Consider the following 16,800-nt stretch of genomic DNA (forward strand, 5'->3'; position numbering starts at 1 on the left):
GAACACACAGCATTCCACAGAGGTCTTGCGGCCGACAGATAGCACAGAACATTTCAGATAATATTGGCAGTGAGAACAGTGCTATTTGAATAAGACGTTTATCTCTTCATCGCAAGCCGATGTGTGAGTCGACTATCAATAAGACTGAAAAGAGAAAGTGTTGATAATGATACACCCTCTTTTCTTATGCCCGACGCAAAAATAATTGTGCTTTCGCTTTTGTTTTCACAGTAAAAGTCTTATATTTGCAACGTATTTGTTTTATAACAAACACGAATGGTTATGAACATAGTTTTAGATATCACTCGCAAGCAAGTAACGACATCAGAACTCCTTAAACATAGACCAAACCTGCGAACAGGTTTCTTGTCATCATTAGGACTGACGTCTGTAAGACGATTTGAACGTTATTTGCAAGGGAACGACAGAGAAGACCTCCAGCGTGATGCAAAGGTTATTGCAAGAGATATGAACATTGCTATAAAATACATCACAAATGGAAGAAAGAAATAAAAAGGACGCTGAGAACTGATTTCCTCTTCGAGGTAATAACATAACAAAGGAGGGTGTGTCATAATAGACACATCCTCTTTTCTGTTTTTTCTGTACTGTCTTATCTAAGTTCTGTATCCTCTGATGGCCTACATAATGACATAATGAGAAAGAGAGACAGATGTTTTTTTGAAGACAGAATGACATAATGACAAAGAGAGACAGATGTTTTTTTTGAAGACAGAATGACAGAGTGACGGAGAGAGACAGATGCTTTTTTGAAGACAGAATGACATAATGACAAAGTGAGACAGATGTTTTTTGAAGACAGAATAACAGAGGGACGGAAGGAGACAGATGTTTTTTTTGAAGACATAATGACATAATGACAAATAAAGAATGACATATTTTTTCTCACAGAAAAACACAGAAGAACAGAACACACAAAGGCCCACAGAGACATTAAGTCAACCGATATCACAGAGCGTTACAGCTAATGTTAGTTGAAAGGCCTCTGTGAACTCTGTATGCCGAAGGCGTTCTGTGGGCTCGAAACAGTGAGCAAAAAGGCTCTGTTAACTCTGTGAGCTCTGTGAGAAAAAAAACTCCCCAGCGTGTTGTTTGTGTGTAGTATCATACAGTGAGTGCGTTCTATTTCTCACAGATGAGCACAGAAGAACAGAACACACAAAGCCCCACAGAGACATTAAGTCAACCGATTTCACAGAACCTTACAGCCACCTTTAGCTATAACGTTCTGTGATATCTGTATGCCGGAGGCGTTCTGTGGGTCAGAGGCCCCTCCCCCTTCCCCTCCCCCAAAGGGAGGGGCGTAATCACCGAGATACCCCTATGGCTAATCATCAACACCTAACAACCATCAACCAACACCCGATATCAGCTATAACGTTCTGTGATATCTGTATGCCGGAGGCGTTCTGTGGGTTCAAAATAGTGCGCAAAAAGGCTCTGTTAGATCTGTGAGTTCTGTGAGAGAAAGAAAAGTCTTTCGTGAGAGAAAGAGACGCTATGTAGCGGTGAGCATATCTGGCTTGTGGTGACATCGGTTATTCTTAAGCTGCATGAAAAACATTTACAAAGAGTGATGAGATAGACTTTTATTTACGATGGAAATATTAGCAAGAAGGAAGAACGTAACCAGCATGATTTCAGAGAGTTATGAACACGAAACGAGTATATGCCTTTCTTGCATCAAGAAAGGCCTCTCCTTGTATCAAGAAGGGCATGTTCTCGAACATTGAAGGGCGTCTTTCGCAACCTTTAATGGCCTCCCTTATATTTAAGAACTATGAAAATAGCTTACAAACACAGCCTGCTTAATCCACCAAAGCAACCCTGCCTCGTCCACAACCCCACTCTGTAATGTCCACACCTCCTGCTTGTATCACCACAAACCCATTTCTCTTCGTCCACGAAATCATGATTACTCACCACCAACCCCAATCTCTATCGTCCACAATCCCACTCTACACCGTCTACAAGCTCATCCTGTATCATCCACTAAACCCATGGTTTTTCGTCCACGAACTCACTCTGCGCTCTCTCCAACCCCTCCCTACATTGCCTCCACCCCAATGTTCTCTACTCGTTCGCCCAAGGTCTTCTTCTTCACAACACACAAAAAAGAAGAAGCAAAAAACTACTGTCTTTTACTTCTTCTTTAATCTCTATTTCTCGTCCTACACCCCTTATGCGTGATTACCCATAATTAGGTAGGTCGGCATTTATTCCCTTCTACCTTTGGAGAAAGGATGGGGTGAGTCCGTTTGTCTTACTGTCCTACATAGATAGGACGGATGCTGTGCATATTATTCTTGTTAATCAAAGCTTTCTGAGTAGTACCAGAGAAGCCCTGATAAACACCCAAAGAATTGCTCATTATCTGTGGCATGAATGCTGCAGCATTGTCATTACCAGTATTACTTGTTGAGGTCCAGTATCCAGCCTGACTACCTGGCTTATCAATAGCACCAGTATAAGTATAATATATACCAGCCATAGGGAAGAACAGTGCATTGTCAAAATCTGACTTAACAAACTGTCTCAAGTTGTTACCAGCATCAAATATAGAAGCCGTATTACTTGGATTAAGTTTTTTATTGTTCTTATCTAAGACTAAACCCTTAAGCTTATCTGGCACGTTTGGATCAAACAATACGCCATAAACCTTGTTGCCATTATCATCGATAAAGTAACCGACATACTCTGCAGTGGCTTTCATCAGATTATTGAAATCCGTAGCACTTGGAAGTTTCCACTTGTTGTTAGAAGCGTATGCAGCCAAATCACCATGCTTCTTGTCTGAGCTAATAACCCCTTGTATATCTCTTCTTTCAGTCCAGAATTGTCCAGTCTTTGTATAGTCGTAAGCATATTCAATATCACCCCATCTAAAGTGATCAAACTTAACATCATTTGGATTATAAGTAGGAAGAGACATTTGTAAATCCGAAAGTGGTTCTGTAATTTTCGAAGGTGTATACATATAATAGTCCCAAGGATTCTCTGCAAGGTGATAACCATCTACCCAACCATTTATTTTAGTACCTGTAGAATACTGGAGGTTATACTTACCCCACTTAACACCATTAATAGGAATGTATGGACTGTCTTCCTTAACTTGCACTGTGAAAGGATAAACCTTAGCAGCAACAAGATTAAAGTTTGGAGTGCTTACAGCGAAACGATAGGCCTTATTATCTGTTGTGTACACTTCAAATGTAGGGCTGAAGTGGTTCTGTGGCAATATAGCTACATATATCTTCTCAAGTGATACTGGTGAATTAACTTCTATCTTACCAGTTTCAAGACTCTCTAACTGATTGCTCTGAATATTATAAACAGCCTCTGTAAGAACATTAGAAAGGACGAGCTTCTTGATGTTCGTAAGCTTAGTACCGCCGACTGTGAAGTCTAACTCTAAGACAGAATACAACTTTTTCATATCAACGCTACCTGATGCAGAAGCACCATTTACAGTAACCTTTCCTTTTCCATAGCTATAATCAAAGTACTTTAGATTCTCCTTAGAACCATCTTGACCCTTATTACTATTGATATAACTTTTAGTCATAATTACTGGCATTTTGCCTTGATCAAATCCTGTAACGTATGAACCAGGATAGAAAATGCCTAACTCGTCACCATTCTTACATGCAATCACACCATCAAGTGTTGTTCTTGTACCAGTGCTACTTGCAGTTAACACGCCATAACGAGACTCAGAAGAAGAACCCGTAAAGGTGCGGTTAAAAGCCATAAATCTATCACCAGTAACCCACTTATTATCAGCATCAATATTAACTTCTGAACGAGTTTTTGCATCGCCAGTAGAGATGCTCAGTGCACGCTTCGCTGTCTCATTAGGACTAACAGGAGCTTTCTCCTCGTTATTCAAATCGCTTGAACATGATGTCAAGCCTGCGACAATGACACCAAGGATAAGACCGTAAATCTTCTTGAAATTCATTAGTTTTTCTTTTTTAATGGTTTAATTTACTCTTCATCATAATCGAATGGGTTTTTCTTAGCACCACCTCCAGCCGTAGAAGGGCCAAGTACGATAGGATCCGCCCTCTCAAAGTTTTCGTTTGTAATACGAAGACCTTTATCACTTCCAGCCAACATAACCTGCTCAGCAGCCATGGCTATACATGAACTGCATGGCTTCACATAATCTTTTTTCATTTTAATTGAGTAATTTAATCTTATATTTTTGGATGAATTGATTTCTTAAAGCGTATCGTTTTTAGTTTAAAACATTAATATTTCAAAGTGACATAAACTGATTCTTGATTATACTTTGCGTGATCTTTAATTTAGTAATGCGGCACAAAGGTACGATAAAAGTATCAGAGAAGAATAGAAATTTGGTAAATATAATAAAGTTAACATACTTTTAGTGAAAAGATAACATTCTGTTACACTTCTCTTTAGACCATGTTATGAACTCTCTTGGGTAAATTGTTAAGATAATAGTTAAGGCAACAAAATGTCGCAGAAGGTTTTGTTGTACAGAATTATTTACCTGTCTTTAGATTGGAAACGGTGATCTTTAATCATGCTGTAAATATGGTCTTAGTACGTGGGAGTAGTGATAATAGTCGTTTCTTGAGGGGTTACGCTAATAATAGTGAGAATTGATAAGTAGGGCGTAATTATCCTTTCCCAAGCAGGTACATGCTTAATAAGGTGAGTCATTAGGCCACAATTGAGGCGAGTCTGTCGTAACCTAATGCGGAACAGCCTGTTACGCTGCATGGAGAGGGCCGCATTAATACGCCTTTCTGAAAGTGATGATGTGTAATAGTGTCGTTATCCAACATGGTAGAACCCCTCTTAAGCCTTTATAAGATATCGTCTTCATTCTCAATCTCTTTGCCGCTTTCATTATCAACACGTAACGTCGGAGGTTGGTTCTTGTCGTTACTATTTGTCGTGTTATTATTATTATTTGTATTACCCAACAGTGCACCTTCTTCGTTCAGAGGGTAAACTTCACAAAAAGGGCTTGTATAATTCTTCTTTCTCATTACGTTATATTTTAAGTGTTTATTGTCAAATAAGCTGTAAGAACGATAGGGAAGGGAGGTCTGCAGATAGTCCATAGATATGCCGTCAGACAACCTTAAATTCGTAGACAAAGTTAATTAATATTTTTGAAAAAGCACTATATTTATTAAAGTTATGGAACTGCATAGCAAAAAAAGGCCTAAAATTATCTTATTAGCTATATTCTGAAGCAGTTATTAGGTCATTCTTCTTTTGTTTTATAGTAGAACAGAGTGTTTTTTTAACATAAAGGTTTGCAAGTATAACATGATAGAAGAAATAAAGAAAAAGAAATGAGCTCGGTAAGAAACCGAGCTCACAACCAAATTAATTAAGCATGACCATTGGCAGTGCCTTAGGCATGTTTCCTTATTTAAGACCTATCGATTTGCGTAGATTAAGATAATCTTCGTCTAATGTAGGATTATCACTGGTACCATCACCAGAGTCCCAAACTGGGCGGATAGCCTTAGCTTGTGTCTTAGGGTGTTCTGCCCAGTTCCATTCAGCTGCGCCAAAGAAGAAGTCAGCTGAGCGGTCATTCCATTTGCTATCGTCAGTTGTCATGTATTGACCGTATGCGTTACCATCGCCTGATAGGTCTCTCATCTTCATACCAACAGCACCAGGGTCACGCAATCCGGTATATGGCAAGAACAATCCCTTGTTAGCTTGCACAAGCGCCGTAACATTGGTGTAGTTATCTATTGACCTTACAAAACGTTTTGCAGGGAAACGACGATGGCCGCCACTGGTACTGGTTGTGAAGTAAGCACCATAAACTTTAGTACCCTTATCTGTGTAGCAATAAGCAGGGATTGCACGTGCTTCTGTGTAGAGCTTCTTCATTTCGTCACCAGATGGCATACGATAGCGTTGATGCTTGCCCTTTGTATAATACCAAGCAATGTCACCACGTGTTGCGCCAGTTCCATTTATGTCCCAATCAGTATAAGAACCAGGGCTTGAAGGATAATAAAGTTTCTTACCTGCAACACTATATTTAAATAGATCACTATTCTTCAAATCCAATGCCTCTTTAATAAGTCCATATCGGAAGAGGTCAACATCCTCTGCCTTCTGAGTTGGAAAATTAGCAAACTGAGAAGTAGTGTTACCAGCATTATAATTGGTAATATTTCTATTCCCATCTAAGGTCACTGCACGCTGTGATATCCACCACTGCGCTGGAGCAATACCCCAGTATTCACCATTGGCAGGACCATAGTGTATAAAGTTACCAGTAGCCCATTTCACGCCTTGCACCTCAACCCATGGCTTTGGATATACAGGCTTCATGTGAAGGATATCAGTATGGTAAACCTTATCAGCGGCGAGCGTTACGTTGTCATAGTCCTGCTCATACTTCTTTCCATTAGCATAAACCATGATATGTATCTGCGTGTAGTTGCCAGGTAACAAGGCTACGTAAGTGTACTGATTATTAGCAGAAGTAAACTTCGTACCTTTTGCTGGGACAACAGCGATAGCTCTACTCTCTTCGTATGCATCGTCATTAACAAAGCTGTTATTCGTCAAGTCAAGTACGCCAGAAGCCTTGATATTTGAGACGTAGACAGAGTCGATGTTTGAGAGTTTGTTGTTATTCTCATCAGTGAAGCGTAAACCCCAGAAAGAAACGAGTCGCTGTAATGTTCCAATCTTGACGTTTAGCTTGTCACCTTCTACACTCTCAGGGTGAGCACTCTTAGTCTGATAATCGAAACGACTACCGAGTGTAGCTGCAGTACCATCTTGGCGACTAAGGTTGAGACTAACGTATTTTTGTGCTTTAGCACTTGGAACGTATGATATAATCTTTGATACAGTACCAACTGCTACACTCTCCTCTTTCCTTTCAACTGGTGTGATGGTTTTGTTAGCACCCTTTAATGCCACAGCAGGGTAAAGGAAGCTAATGTTATCACTTGTTGACATAGAGCGACCAGCTGCAGCAATGTCGCCTTTGAAGCTTGCGGACTTGCCACCTCTGGTTGATGTCAATACAAAATAGTTGTTTCGTTTGCCTTCATCGCCATTGACGAATGCGGCTAACTCGTCGTTTTCTGCCCACTCAGAAATGAGTCTTTTCCCATTAGCTGGGTCAACAGCGAGGGCACGAGTGGCTGTTCCTGAACCTTGAGCAGGCTCGGCTGATGCAGTGACATGATATACCTTTGGGGTATTGTCAGTCCCTGCTGTTTCTGATAGTTCGTCAGTCTGACAAGCAGACAAGGCAATTGTGACAGTGCCCAAAAGGGCAATTGCTATCTTACTTGATTTTCTCATAAAATCGGTAATTATAAGTTAAATATATAAGTTGTTATACTGAAGTACATCTTTTTGTACTCGTCTTCATTTCCTCCTTTAATCATCTTTACCGTTTAAGTTTATGCTTTTGTGTTCCTTAGATGTCCCACTCTCTTTCAGTCTTCGCCGAGCTTTGAAATGGGTTGTTACCACTGCGGTTCTGATGTGCTGGGTCACCACCTTCTTCTGGGTCTGATGTACCTGCAGTAATGTTTGATTCTCCAGCTAAAAAACCCTCTACACGCATTGCATAAAGCTTCGTTTCTGGTTCTAAATAAGTTTTCTTCATCGCTATGTTATTATTATTTTAATTTTAATAATTAGTTACCATTTTCCTTGCAGAAGTAGTTAAACTTGCTTACAAAGTAGAATACAAAGTTAAATATAATATTTTATAGATACTAATGGTTTAACCTTTATTTTCATGAATAGGGCTTAAAAGATGTAAATAAGTTTAGTATTTTTACAAAAATAACTATATTGTCGTGCGTAAAGTGGGGTCTCGCAAATGTAAGACAAGGTATTTTTAGACAGAATGACATAATGACACGCTTGGGCAAAATGACATAACGACAAAAGGAAGACAGGGTAACAGGGAGACAAGCATGGCTTTTAGTAACACTTTCGGAGGGCGGATAGGGGGGATAGAAGGGGATGAGAAAAAGGGTTCTTCCGTTAAATGTGTAGATTGTTAATAGAATGAGATTAATCCACATACATGGCATGATTTCATCCAATAAGATTGTTTTATAAAGGCTCAACACCCAACAACCATCACCCAACACTGGTATAATTACCTCCAATAAGATTGTTTTATAAGGGGGGGGTAAACTATATGATAAATGTAATTAGGTGTGATGTCTATCTGTCGTCTATAAACAATTTATTCCTATTAGCCTAATTAGGCTATTTAGTCCAATTGGGCTAATTAGGCTAATAACTTATTATTCTGTTATAATTTTTCACATCATAATTTTGAATACATGCTCTTTTGGCTTCTAAAAGACGCCCTTTTGGGTTGCAAAAGATGCCCTTTAAGACCCTTGCTAACGCCCTTCTGAAGTCCAACTAAGCACCTTTTACTTTATACTTGGTAACTAATTGATACGCTGTTGATTGTAAACCTGCTTCATGTGTGTATTTTTGTCGTTAGTTATAGGTGTTTTCTTTGAAATTATGTAATGATTTTTCAAACCCTTGTCTGCAGATTTTCGAAGTCTTAAAACGAAAAGATTTTCAATGAAAGAGGGTGAAAATAGGATAGATAGTTGACTGTCTCAGCCATATTTTTGTTTAATGAGTAACTTTGGATCTTACGTTAAAGCACTACGAAAAGCGTCCACACATTTAACGGAAGAACCATTTTTTAGACAGAATGACATAATGACAAACTTAGACAAAATGACATAACGACAAAAGGAAGACAGGGTAACAGGGAGACAAGCATGGCTTTTAGTAACACTTTCGGAGGGCGGATGTGGGGACAGAAGGGGATGAGAAAAAGGGCGTGTGATAAACAAAAGAGCGACTCATTGAGCCGCTCTTTGTATGGTTAGAAAGCCTCACTAATCCTTACTATTACCATGCAGGACTTTTCAGCCAAGGGAGGAAGTAGTGGGTGTATCGCTTGTAACGAGGCCAATTGGGATATGTGTTTGCATTCTGTGTAGCACCATTAGGACTGAGGTCATTATATTCTGATTGCTTTTCGTATGGGTTTGTTGCATTCTTAGTATTAAGCCAATAAGTGCCTAATTGGAATGTTCTTACAATGATGTCGTCCTTGCTTAATCTCTTCCAAAACTCTTCGTGGCACATGTAATAACCTGCTACATTCATGGATAAGTTATAATTCGGACCTAAATAATAAGTCTCTACCTTTATCTCACCAGATGTTGCCTCAGGAGTTGGGAACGTCATTCTGACAGCTACTTTATAATTATTTGTACCATTAGCGTCTATACCACCAAACGCTTTAAAGTACATAATGGCATACATGACTCTATTTCCTTGCTCAGTGCAGAACCAGTTAGAAAACTTTCTTTGCTGTCCATTGATGTCTACGTAATCACCATGACTGTTTGACGATATTGCATATCCATATTCTTTTCCGATATACGATGGCTGTACAGGACCTAATTTCTGATTTTTGTTTAACTGTACCTTTGGGTTGTTAAAGATAGGAATAAACTCAGAGTACTTAGGTAGTCTGTACAGTTTACTATTCAGAGAAGGGTAGTAATTATCGGTTTGCGTTCCCTCAGCAATACCTTCCGCATCAGCTCTTCTCTTTTGTTGCATAGCGTTTCCCTGTCTATAAGCCCACAAACGCTCAATAGGCAAGGTTGGACGTACTATTCTTAGTGTCACATCATAGCTGGAACCTTTCTTGAGTTCGTCGCTGAAGCTGGCTAAGAGATAACGGTTGCGCATATCAGGAGCCCATGTCTTTGGGTCTGTAGTGTAGGTAGAGACATTATTGGTGAAGTTTTTTCTTTCCGCATTAGTCACGTCTACCTTACCGAAAAGCAAGGTTTCATTGACAATACCACCAGGGTAATTACTTGTCTTCGTATAGTCTACAGGCATCAAGCAGATAAGGAAACCGCGGTTGGTCTTTGTGTTTGAAGCGGCTTGCCCTGACTTCTTATAGCTATTAAAATAGATGTAATTGTTGAGATCGCTTTGTCCTTGACGAAGTGAACCATCATCCTTAGCCGACTCATAGTTTAGCTTGATATTCGTTGTATAATGTTCTGCGTTATACTTCTTGTACTCAGCCGAAGTACGCGTAATAGCCTTTGCGCTGTTTGGCTCCCAGTAAGAAGATGCCAAGTCGGCATCATCAGAAACATCATTGCCGACGTTGAACTTATATGAACCAGAAGAGCAGAACGCATTACTCTCTAACGTAACCTCACGATTAACCTTTGTGTTAAGCCCTACACGGTTCTCCAAAGACAGAACGAGGAATACTCCCTGTGGCTTGAATACCATCTTCTTGGTCTCATTATAGAGTTTCAACTTATTTCCTTGCTTAACGATGCGGCGCCAAGTAGTTGCGAAAGGACACGAAGTTGTAAACTCCTTACCCTTTTCTATCACGTTGATAGTAGTCTCGGTGTTCACTTCTAAGTCGTCACCTTTCTTCTCTCCACCGCCCATAAAGGCCATGATATACCAATCGCCACTCGCCAGATTGCTCGTAGTAGACAATTGGTTAAGATGGAACTTCACGACGGAACCTTCTTTTTTGACGGTCCAGTTGGCCTCGACAACTTCTTTTTTATTATGCGTCTTGTCATAAAGCACGACAACCGAAGGCATTGTCTGCTGTGTGATATTCAGTTTTGGATATAGCACAGTCTTCCCACTAATATTCTCCTCGCTGACCTTGAAAGGCATATTAGCCCTTGTCTGTGCTTGGTTTTCGGGATTGTCAGTGCTTGCTTCTATGTCTACGTCGTATGTCTTTACAGCTCCCGTAGAAGAAGTAGTACCTGTGTTTGAATTGTAGTCTACATTTGTTTCGCTACACGATAGGCATAGCAATGAGGCTAAGATAGCCATTGAAAAAACTTTTATGGACATTGTTTATCTCTTTCTAAGTATTGTTATAATAGTCTTACTCGTTATTAAAATCACCTGTCAGCGTACATTCTTGTGTGCTGCATGAGGATTATTGATCGTCTATGTCGTCCGTCAAACTTCCGCCATAGTTAATATCCTCAATACTTGCATCTGGTCCTGAACCCGCTAATAAAGTTACTGTCTCAACAGCAATGATGCTTACACACGGTGTAACATACTTCTTACTTCGGTTTGCTGATACTCCACACATCTGAGCGTCTTCGTTTTTTTGAAACATAATAATATCGTATTAAAATTTAATCGTACATTTATAGTAAGCGCAACCACTTGTTGCTCAACTCTCTTAATTCGTTCACTCTCATTCGGCTGTAAGTTAGTCTTTTGAGTAGTTCGGTCTGCAAAGTTACGAAGAAAAGGGGAGATAGCAAAAGGATTATTACACTTTTTTATATCTAAAACGCTTTTCTTCTTTTAGTCTGCACTATGACATGGGTTTTACACAATCTGTCCAATAATAAAACAAAAGGTTCTTCCGAAGTATGGAGTGATAAACTAAGGCTCTTAAATAATAAGGCACACGGAGTCACGGAGAGGACGGAGGATTACTAAAACAAAGCAATGGAAGTCACGGAGGCACCGTCGGTGCATAGAGTGACGGAGCTTGTTTGCCAATTCTATTAGCTTAAATACAAAGCGTTTATCCCAAAATAGTTATCAAGAATCTGTATGCTACACCTCCGTCGCTCTTTGTGCCATCGGCACCTCCGCGATATTGCGTTTACCTCCATCGCCTCCGTGACTGCCAGTGCTTTGCTTTGATATCCCTCCGTACTCTCCGTGTCTCCGTGTGACATTTCGTCAAAGTTCTAACCTTAAGTGGCAAACCGTATCACTCCAAATTCCTGAAGTCCCCTTATCAACTGAAGTTTGTAAATTATTTTCGTGCGCATCAAAACCAATACATGCTCTTTTGACTTCTAAAAGATGCCTAATTGAAGTGCAAAAGATGCTCTTTTGAAGTCTAACTAACGCCCTTTTGGAGTCCAAGTAACGCCCTTTTATTTTACTACTTTATAACTAATTGACTTACTGTTGGTTGCAAACCTGTTTCGTATATGCATTTTTGCCGTTAGTTATAGCTGTTTTCTTTGAAATTATGTAATGTTTTTTCAATCCCTTGTCTGCATATTTTCGGTTCTTTCAAAATATACAGTGATAAACTAAAAGTCTTATATAATAGGCACACGGAGTCACGGAGGGACGGAGAATTATTAAATACAAAGCTATGATAGGCAACAGAGGTGCATGGAGCCAAGGGGCTGTTTGGCAATAGAAACGTTACACGGAGGGACGGAGATAAACGCAATGTCACGGAGGTGCCGAGGGCACAAAGAGCTACGGAGGCGTAGCGTACAGATTCTTGATAGCTTTAGAGGCAAATACTATGACGCGAAAATGTCTAATAAAACTGGCAAACAAACTCCGTCGCTCTATGCACCGACGGTGCCTCCGTGACATTGCGTTTACCTCCGTTCTCTCCGTGTCTCCGTGTGAGATTTCGTTAGAATCCTAACCTTAAGTGGCAAACCTTATCATTCCAAAATCCTGAAGACCCAAAGAAAAAGAGTTGCATCAAATACAAAAATACAGTATTTTCTTTGAAATCATGTAATGTTTTTTCAATTCCTTGTCTGCATATTTTCGGTTCTTTCAAAATATACAGTGATAAACTAAAAGTCTTATATAATAGGCACACGGAGTCACGGAGGGACGGAGAATTATTAAATACAAAGCTATGATAGGCAACAGAGGTGCATGGAGCCAAGGGGCTGTTTGGCAATAGAAACGTCACACGGAGGGACGGAGATAAACGCAATCTCACGGAGGTGCCGAGGGCACAAAGAGCTACGGAGGTGTAGCGTACAGATTCTTGATAACTTTAGTGGCAAATACTATGACGCGAAAATGTCTAATAAAACTGGCAAACAAACTCCGTCGCTCCATGCACCGACGGTGCCTCCGTGACATTGCGTTTACCTCCGTTCTCTCCGTGACTCCGTGTGACATTTCGTCAAAGTTCTAAACTTAAGTAGTAAGCCTTATCATTCCAAATTACCGATGCGCCAAAGAAAAAGAGCTGCATCAAATACTAAAAACAGTATCGACGCAGCCCTTTGAGTTTGTCAAAAGCGATAACCCTTAGGTTATCAATCTTTCTCTTTCGCAATTAATCATGGTGTATGTCCGCTGAAAGACCCTTCTATTTGAACTCCATTACGGGAAATGCGAATGTGTGGAAATCAGTCGCAATCTCTATAGAACTGTTAGAGAATTCCATATAATACGCATTACCTCCTATAAATGCACTTGATGACCAATAGAGTCCTTCTTCGGCTAAAACTCCCAGTAAACCAGTATCATAGTAGCCTAAAGCTGGCAGGTAGAAGTAGTCGGCTGGAGAAGGTACGCCCATCGTTATTTGGTTGTTTGTCATTTGCTTATCCGTTGTACGCAGGTCAGTAGTGCGGTCAGCTGATATCTCTGTAGAGTAATTATTCTCTTTTAACAAGACCGCTTTCTTCTTAAACCACATACCGCCTTTATACAAGTGCCCCATGGTCGACCATAGCTCGTCAGCATCCCAATGTGGGTCGCCCTTCATCGCATACCATGACATTTCGTTGACGTTAGGCATTTTGGCGCAAGAGTTTACTGCCGTGCGTGAATAGTCGTTCTTGTGTCGAGGATTGCCCTCTTCTATTCCATAAAGATAAGTATACTTATCATTATGATTATAAAAATCTTCAGGCATTGTACTATTTTTTGTTACCTGCCAAGGCGATGCACTGTTCCATTCATGTCCAAACCAGAAGTTTTCTTTTGCATCCCACAGATAATACAAGCCGGCATAGTCCTGTGGATCGAGGTTGGCGGTTATGTCGTGGATTGTTCCCGGTTTACAGTCGAGCGTAACATACTTCGTTACTGTACCTTCAATCGTACCATCATAATTGTCCGTGGCGTTGCTAAGCCAGTAGCGAATACGGAATGAATGTTTACCCGGAGCAACAACGGCATAGGTTGCATTCTTGCTCATGTCGTCGGCTTCATTGTCGAGTGCAAAGCCCGAACCTGTTGTAACGGTGATTGTCTTCGAACCGTTAGAAGCAAGGCTCAGCGTGCCGTCTGCTGCCATGTTGTATTGTCCTGCAATATTGTTGTCGGCTACGATTTCCACCTTTATAAGTTTACTACGCTTTACGAAGGCATTGCTTGTTCGAGGGATAAGACAGAGATAAGATGCCTTGTGTGAGAGTGTGAAAGCATAGCCATCACGAGTCTTTGAGGCTGTAGCAATGCCACAGTCACCTGCCTCGCCCGCATGATCGAAGTTGTTAGGGGCTGTCTGTGTCTGTGCTGTCTTTATGTCTACTTGTGCCTGTGAGCCAGTCACCGTCGTGTTTGTATATAGAACGTCATGTGTCAAACCGGTATAAGTGCCAGTGAGTGCAAACTGTCCTCTTGCCTTGTTGGCGGCTGTAGGGAAGGTTACGGACGCACTCTGCTTCCACTGTCCAGCATCGTTCTTCACCCATATCTTGTCGTTATTGCTCCAGTTGACAGCCGCTCCGCCAGCCTTTGTGTGGTTGAGGATTGCCGTACGTGTGGTTGCCTCTGGTAGTGAATTGCCTATGAAAGCCGTTGCACCAGCAGGCACACCAATATTATTCTCTTTGTCGTCTGCCGTCGTGTTATCGTTCGTACAGCTACCTGCAAATAGCAAGAACGCACAACCGTAACAGAGGGTTCGCATGATTGCGTTATTGATCATTTTATGTTTAAATGTTCTCATCTTGTCTTGTTTGATTATAGTCTCAAAAGTAGATAATTCTTTCTTTTTAGTTGTTAATTATTGGAATGACTCCGCTTCCCAGTCTTCTTCGTCATCCATGTCGTCCCACTCTATTGCTCGCTTAGCGTCGCCTACTGGCACGCTACCTTCGAGTGTACCTGCATTGCCACTCGCATTCTCCATCAGCGCTTCTACATCTACGGCAAAAACACCAATCTGAGGTTTTTGATAAACTTCCTTTTAAATAACATAATTTCGTTTTTTTTTTGTTTTGAAGGAACACCGTTATCGTGTTCCTAATATTGTTCAACTCATTCTTGTTTATATTGTTTTTATATTGATTACTTTCAATAGTTCCTCGTCGTCTCCACGTTGCCTCCTCGGCACATCTACATGCTTGCTTAGGGTCGCAATGCTCACGCTCGTTGCTTTTATATGCTCTGCTGTCATCTCTATGTGCATACGCTCGTACCTTTCTACGCACACAATCTTTTGCCCGCAACTGTGGCTATAACAAGCCGTAACATACGAGGCGTTCCTCATCAGTCACTTTGCATTACTCACATAAAAACCTGTTGTTATACTGTTAACAATAGATACCAAACACATACAACTGCAACTGCTTGTTGCTCATTCGAATACAGTTCTAATAAATACAGTTTTGAAACTGTTTACAAAGGTACAACTTTGTTTTTATATACACAAGAGAAAGGGGCATAAAGTGCTCAAAAAGAGGCGAAAAGGGAGCAGACAGCTGAGAAAGAAGGAGGAATACCCCTTTCTTTGAATACTGTATGCCCCGCCTTCATCTCCTTTATTCTTCTTTCTTCTCTTACTTTTTGCTTTCTTTGGGGTCTTCAAGGATTTGGGGCGATGAGGTTTGCCTTTGGGGTTTAGCAGTTTAAAGAAATGTCACACAGAGGGACGGAGCGAATGAAGGAATATCAAAGCAAGCACTGGTAGGCGCACAGAGGCACCGTCGGTGCGTGGAGTGACGGAGCTTGTTTGCCAATTTTATTAGCAATTTATATACGAAGCATTCATACGAAAAGAGTTATCAGAAATCTGTACGCTACACCTCCGTCGCTCTTTGTGCCACCGGTACCTCCGTGATATAGCCTTTACCTCCGGCTTCTCCGTAGCTCTGTGCGCTTTATTATATAATCGTTTTAGTTTATCACTCCATATTTCGGAAGAACCCTTTTTGGGTGTTTGCTTTGCGATTTCTGTTTTTGGTTTTACTACTAGTTCTTGTGACATAACATTAAAAATCTATTGGAACAGACTATTCCACATATTAATTCTTAGGAATTACAGACTCTTTTCAAATTGTCTTATAAGACATTTTAGATTCTCTTATAGGACATTTCTAATTCTCTTATAAGACATTTTTAATCCTCTGATAGGTTCAGATAATCAATCTGTTGCAAACGCTATTTTTTCTTCTGAAAATAAAACTGATGTGCAGAATATGAAAACTCTGCACATTAAAGTATATTTAAATATGAAAAAAGCCTTAACTTGTTTTTAGAAAAAGGATTGATTTACATCAATAAATTCTTTGTTTAGCTGTTTAAAAGAAATTATTTTACCTAAACTTTGTTATATATTTATAATTATATTACTACCTTTGCAGTCCTAAACTAACTATTTTTTTTGATTTTGTAAAAACAACAGTAATTAGGATTTTATAACGTAATAGTTGAATTGAATTTTTTATTCTGAAGCTGAAAAAGTTCTGCCCTTAAGGCTTGGCAGAGTATGAAACGACTTAATTATAGTATTAAACAAATAATAAAATGAAAAAAAACTACGTTCAGCCCGATTGCCGTAGCATTCGGTGCTTAGAAGAAGCCGCTATCCTTGCAGGTAGCCCTGGTGATAAGAACATCGGTAAAAAAGATCCGAAACACGAGACAAATGGAGAAGATGAAGTGCTTGCTAAGCCTTCATGGGAGTTTGACAACTAAAGAAGCGAAATT

At 40.2% G+C, this 16,800-nt stretch carries 12 protein-coding genes; 2 read left to right on the forward strand and 10 right to left on the reverse strand.

Features of this window, described 5'->3' with window-relative positions:
* Positions 1-282 precede the first annotated feature (282 nt).
* Positions 283-513, forward strand: coding sequence for a hypothetical protein (locus AXF23_RS02640; RefSeq protein ID WP_107625774.1), 231 nt, complete (start codon positions 283-285; stop codon positions 511-513).
* A gap of 1,771 nt (positions 514-2,284) precedes the next feature.
* Here the strand turns inward: AXF23_RS02640 and AXF23_RS02650 are convergent.
* The 10 genes from AXF23_RS02650 to AXF23_RS15920 form a co-directional block, all read right to left on the reverse strand.
* Positions 2,285-3,982: a hypothetical protein gene (locus AXF23_RS02650; protein ID WP_107624197.1), complete on the reverse strand. Its 1,698-nt coding sequence runs from the start codon at positions 3,980-3,982 to the stop codon at positions 2,285-2,287.
* A gap of 26 nt (positions 3,983-4,008) precedes the next feature.
* Positions 4,009-4,200 (reverse strand): hypothetical protein, encoded by a 192-nt coding sequence (locus AXF23_RS15790; protein ID WP_146156724.1) that lies wholly within the window; start codon positions 4,198-4,200, stop codon positions 4,009-4,011.
* A 659-nt stretch (positions 4,201-4,859) separates the two neighbouring features.
* Positions 4,860-5,045, reverse strand: a complete 186-nt coding sequence (locus tag AXF23_RS02655; protein WP_107624198.1) for a hypothetical protein — start codon at positions 5,043-5,045, stop codon at positions 4,860-4,862.
* A 388-nt stretch (positions 5,046-5,433) separates the two neighbouring features.
* A complete protein-coding gene (locus tag AXF23_RS02660; protein ID WP_107624199.1) occupies positions 5,434-7,353 on the reverse strand; it encodes a hypothetical protein in 1,920 nt (639 codons plus the stop codon).
* Between the two features lie 118 nt (positions 7,354-7,471).
* On the reverse strand, positions 7,472-7,663 hold the full coding sequence (locus AXF23_RS02665; protein WP_107624200.1) for an aminotransferase: 192 nt from the start codon (positions 7,661-7,663) through the stop codon (positions 7,472-7,474).
* 1,289 nt (positions 7,664-8,952) lie between these two features.
* The gene (locus tag AXF23_RS02670) at positions 8,953-10,965 is read right to left on the reverse strand and encodes a hypothetical protein (RefSeq protein ID WP_199222155.1); all 2,013 of its coding nucleotides are present in this window, start codon (positions 10,963-10,965) and stop codon (positions 8,953-8,955) included.
* 88 nt (positions 10,966-11,053) lie between these two features.
* Complete coding sequence (locus tag AXF23_RS15795; RefSeq protein WP_146156725.1) at positions 11,054-11,242, reverse strand: hypothetical protein; 189 nt, start codon at positions 11,240-11,242, stop codon at positions 11,054-11,056.
* A 1,983-nt stretch (positions 11,243-13,225) separates the two neighbouring features.
* Positions 13,226-14,818: a hypothetical protein gene (locus AXF23_RS02675; protein WP_107624201.1), complete on the reverse strand. Its 1,593-nt coding sequence runs from the start codon at positions 14,816-14,818 to the stop codon at positions 13,226-13,228.
* Positions 14,819-14,875: 57 nt separating this feature from the next.
* The gene (locus AXF23_RS16465) at positions 14,876-15,001 is read right to left on the reverse strand and encodes a hypothetical protein (protein WP_255413675.1); all 126 of its coding nucleotides are present in this window, start codon (positions 14,999-15,001) and stop codon (positions 14,876-14,878) included.
* 138 nt (positions 15,002-15,139) lie between these two features.
* The gene (locus tag AXF23_RS15920; RefSeq protein WP_158267679.1) at positions 15,140-15,280 is read right to left on the reverse strand and encodes a hypothetical protein; all 141 of its coding nucleotides are present in this window, start codon (positions 15,278-15,280) and stop codon (positions 15,140-15,142) included.
* A 1,337-nt stretch (positions 15,281-16,617) separates the two neighbouring features.
* Here AXF23_RS15920 and AXF23_RS15925 point away from each other — a divergent pair.
* Entirely contained in the window at positions 16,618-16,788 is a 171-nt protein-coding gene (locus tag AXF23_RS15925) for a hypothetical protein (protein ID WP_158267680.1), read from the forward strand.
* Positions 16,789-16,800: the final 12 nt, after the last annotated feature.

Source organism: Prevotella sp. oral taxon 313 (genome assembly GCF_003043935.1).
Lineage (GTDB): Bacteria > Bacteroidota > Bacteroidia > Bacteroidales > Bacteroidaceae > Prevotella > Prevotella jejuni.

Coding starts and splice junctions, on each gene's coding strand:
- AXF23_RS02650 (WP_107624197.1), bottom strand. CDS start 3,982: ATGAATTTCAAGAAGATTTACGGTCTTATCCTTGGTGTCATTGTCGCA.
- AXF23_RS02665 (WP_107624200.1), bottom strand. CDS start 7,663: ATGAAGAAAACTTATTTAGAACCAGAAACGAAGCTTTATGCAATGCGT.
- AXF23_RS02675 (WP_107624201.1), bottom strand. CDS start 14,818: ATGAGAACATTTAAACATAAAATGATCAATAACGCAATCATGCGAACC.
- AXF23_RS16465 (WP_255413675.1), bottom strand. CDS start 15,001: ATGGAGAATGCGAGTGGCAATGCAGGTACACTCGAAGGTAGCGTGCCA.
- AXF23_RS15790 (WP_146156724.1), bottom strand. CDS start 4,200: ATGAAAAAAGATTATGTGAAGCCATGCAGTTCATGTATAGCCATGGCT.
- AXF23_RS02640 (WP_107625774.1), top strand. CDS start 283: ATGAACATAGTTTTAGATATCACTCGCAAGCAAGTAACGACATCAGAA.
- AXF23_RS15925 (WP_158267680.1), top strand. CDS start 16,618: ATGAAAAAAAACTACGTTCAGCCCGATTGCCGTAGCATTCGGTGCTTA.
- AXF23_RS15920 (WP_158267679.1), bottom strand. CDS start 15,280: ATGCACATAGAGATGACAGCAGAGCATATAAAAGCAACGAGCGTGAGC.
- AXF23_RS02655 (WP_107624198.1), bottom strand. CDS start 5,045: ATGAGAAAGAAGAATTATACAAGCCCTTTTTGTGAAGTTTACCCTCTG.
- AXF23_RS15795 (WP_146156725.1), bottom strand. CDS start 11,242: ATGTTTCAAAAAAACGAAGACGCTCAGATGTGTGGAGTATCAGCAAAC.
- AXF23_RS02660 (WP_107624199.1), bottom strand. CDS start 7,353: ATGAGAAAATCAAGTAAGATAGCAATTGCCCTTTTGGGCACTGTCACA.
- AXF23_RS02670 (WP_199222155.1), bottom strand. CDS start 10,965: ATGTCCATAAAAGTTTTTTCAATGGCTATCTTAGCCTCATTGCTATGC.